This window comes from Pedobacter polysacchareus, assembly GCF_019802255.1.
GTDB lineage: Bacteria > Bacteroidota > Bacteroidia > Sphingobacteriales > Sphingobacteriaceae > Pedobacter > Pedobacter polysacchareus.
In genome coordinates this window covers 1-1,748 of the sequence record NZ_JAHYSS010000017.1, presented here as the reverse complement: position 1 = coordinate 1,748, position 1,748 = coordinate 1, and the positions used below count along the sequence as shown (strand labels likewise).

The following is a 1,748-nucleotide window of genomic DNA, read 5'->3' as shown; positions in this document are numbered from 1 at the left end:
ACAGAGAAGTCAAGCCCGCCAGAGCCGATGGTACTGCGGTAACACGTGGGAGAGTAGGTCGGTGCCAAATCTTAAAGGAAGCCTGTAGGAAACTACAGGCTTTTCTTGTATACGGCCTTTTTTATGCTGAAAAAAGTTCCATAGCTGGGTCACTGAAAATTCATAACCAGCACAATATCTAGCTTCAATTCCATAATTAAACAAAATCTCCAGCAGATATAATATCCCTTGATCGCTAAAATTATTATTTACATGTGGTGATGGTTCATTGCTTATGTGATTACTGCTAATTAGGATTATTTCCAGGAATTGTGCTGAGTACGAACTAGTAATGTCTTTACATGTTTTTGAGCCTAAAATTGGGATTCACCTTAAAAAAACTGGAAATTTAAGGTTAGTTAAGTATTGTATTTTGTTTTTAAGGTCAATATTACAACGCAGCTTAAAATAGATAAATTTTAAGCTGCGTTGTAATACAAGAAGCAAAGGCTTCAAGTGCAATTGAAAATATCTTTACTACAGATGATGAACTTTATAAGGCCTATAGTGAAGACGAAGCAAAACAATCAGCTGGTGCTACGAAGCAGACCTTAATTATAGGGAAGTATTATGGTTAGGCTATGATCATTTGAAGATCAGCGGGCAATTTGATAAAGCATATTTTATAAAAATGTACCAGGTAGTGAGCCAGTTTAGCGATGGAATTCGGACGCCCATAGCACAGATTTACATTAAACAATCGGGAACTGGGCCAAATGCAGGAAAGGCATCTTATACACCACCGCGTGGAAAGGGTATTATTGAAGCAAAACTGGATAACCTGATTGATTTTTTAAATGATGATTTTAAATATCCTATGGGCCCTCTGCTCAAGATGGCAATAGCTCATTTTCAATTTGAAGCAATTCATCCTTTTAGAGATGGGAATGGACGTACCGGTAGGAGCTTTAATATTCACTATCTGATGAATAAGGGATTACTGGATTATCCGATTTTGTTTCTAAGCAGTTATATCATAAAGCATAAGGATGATTACTATGCTGGGTTGTCTGGAATTAGCCAGAGAGGGAATTGGAAAAATTGGCTATTGTATATGTTGAAAGCAATCGAGCTCACCTCTGATCTGACTTACCATAAAATTAATGATATTATTTCTGCACAAGAGGCCATTTTATCTGCAGTTATTGAAGAAGGAAATATACTAAGGCCTGAATCTTTGGTATCTGCTTTGTTTAGTCAACCTTATACTAGGGTAAAGCATTTTACGTCGATGGGCTTATATGCTGAGAATACAGCGAGAAAGTACCTTGATCAGCTGACCAGTTTAGGGATTTTAGAAAAACGAACGATACAGGGCGCTAATTATTATCTGAATTTAGAACTCTACAGAATACTATCCGAGTAAAAGGGGGAGGGGGAAATTCTTCTCTGCACCATCTTTAAGTGGATTGTTTGCTTTCGCCTCTATGTGCTACCTGGGAATTTGTCCTATCTTTTAGATTCCATTTAACTTCTGCGTTAATTTGATTTTATTCTTTTTCGCTGTAATTCATGTAGTTATGGATTCGATACAACTATAAGGGTGATATTGTTTGCAGAGCCGTTAAATTTTCCTACTTTTGCATCCCGCTTCGGAGGAAGGGTTTGTGCGAAAGATACAGAGAGAAGGATTTTGAAAGATTGCAGTAGGAGTTGGTTAAAGTTGGTTTTACCGGTTTAACTACCAGAAAAACAAAAAGATTTATTTT

At 36.9% G+C, this 1,748-nt stretch carries 3 protein-coding genes; all 3 read left to right on the top strand.

From position 1 onward, the window contains the following. On the top strand, positions 1-182 hold a 182-nt coding region (locus K7X70_RS24350; RefSeq protein ID WP_222539523.1), incomplete at its 5' end, for a hypothetical protein. Positions 183-455: 273 nt separating this feature from the next. Beyond that, positions 456-617, top strand: a complete 162-nt coding sequence (locus K7X70_RS24590) for a Fic/DOC family N-terminal domain-containing protein (protein WP_368388885.1) — start codon at positions 456-458, stop codon at positions 615-617. A gap of 53 nt (positions 618-670) precedes the next feature. After that, the gene (locus tag K7X70_RS24345) at positions 671-1,405 is read left to right on the top strand and encodes a Fic family protein (RefSeq protein ID WP_255607634.1); all 735 of its coding nucleotides are present in this window, start codon (positions 671-673) and stop codon (positions 1,403-1,405) included. The last annotated feature ends 343 nt before the right edge of the window (positions 1,406-1,748 follow it).